Annotated in this window: 1 protein-coding gene; it reads right to left on the bottom strand. The window is 62.4% G+C overall.

The features are described 5' to 3' along the window. A partial coding sequence (gene istA, locus LWH94_RS19180) for an IS21-like element ISSpu5 family transposase (RefSeq protein ID WP_232903307.1) occupies window positions 1-1,271 on the bottom strand: 1,271 nt, incomplete at both ends.

Below are 1,271 nucleotides of genomic sequence, written 5' to 3'. Positions count from 1 at the left end.
CGGAGAATGCCCAGACAGGACCGATAGGCCTGTTGCGGATGCTTTCTTGCCCCCAGCGCGGTACGGATAAGCTTTTCAGTTGCCGGTCCAGTCTTGGCTGCCCAGGCGGTCAGTCGCTCTGGGGTCCACTCGCCGGCTTGGCGATGGGACTCCGGCATGTGAGCGGCGATGGTGCTATGCCGACCCTTCTGATCCGAACGCCGGTGGCTGGCGATCCGGTTGCCCCGGTGGAAGCATTCGATGGTGTTGTGGGTGATCCGGACCTCCACCTCTTTCTTGATCAGGGTGTAGGGCACCGAGTAGTAATGCCCATCGATGGCCACGTGGTAGTCGATGTGTACCCGGGCTTTTTTCCACTCGGCGTAGACATACGGCTCGGCGGGTAGCGGTTGTAGAACCGGCTGGTCCAGCTGTTTGAAGTGATCAAGCCGGCACCCGGGCAACTTGCGGAAGGGGCGGCTATTGAGCTTCTCCAACAGCTCACGGATGGTGGCGTTGAGCTGCCCCAGGGAGAAGTGCTGACGATGGCGCAGGGCCGCCAGGATCCAGCGCTCAACGATCAATACGCCACCTTCCACCTTGGCCTTGTCACGGGGCTTGCGAACCCGTGTAGGGACAACGGCCACGCCATAATGGCCAGCCATATCCTGATAGGTCGGATTGAGGTCCGGCTCGTAGCGATGGGCCTTGCTGACGCCGGAACGGAGGTTATCCGGAACCACCAGTTCCGGCACGCCGCCCAGGAACTCGAAGGCTCGGATGTGGGAGCCGATCCAGTCCGGCAGGGTCTGGCTCCAGGTGGCCTCGGCGTAGGTGTAATTGGACGCACCCATCACCGCCACAAAGACTTGCGCCTCATGGATCTCACCGGTGGTGCGGTCAATGACGGGCACCGTGTGCCCAGCATAGTCCACGAACAGCTTTTCACCGGCTCGGTGGTCCTGACGCATCACCAGATCCAGCTTGCCCTGCCAGGCCCGGTAGTGCTCGCAGAACCAGCTGTACTGGTAGCCATCCGGATTGGCTTCCCGGTACTCCTGCCAGAGCAGGAACAGGGTGACGTTCTTGCCCCGGAGTTCATCGTGGATTCGCTTCCAATCCGGAATGCCTCGGGCCTGTGCCGGCAGATCCGGTGGTGGCGGGAACAGCCGTTGCTCCAGCTGGGCTTCACTCAGATCCTCTGGCAGCGGCCAGCCAAGCTCCGCCTCAGCAGCACGCCGCAGATACTCGCTCACAGTGGGGCGACTGATGCCGCAGGCTGCGGCAACCTG

It is taken from the genome of Marinobacter sp. G11 (genome assembly GCF_021282325.1).
In the GTDB taxonomy this organism is placed as follows: domain Bacteria; phylum Pseudomonadota; class Gammaproteobacteria; order Pseudomonadales; family Oleiphilaceae; genus Marinobacter; species Marinobacter vinifirmus.
The sequence above is the reverse complement of the archived record's forward strand: the minus strand, read 5'-3'. Positions and strand labels throughout refer to the sequence as shown.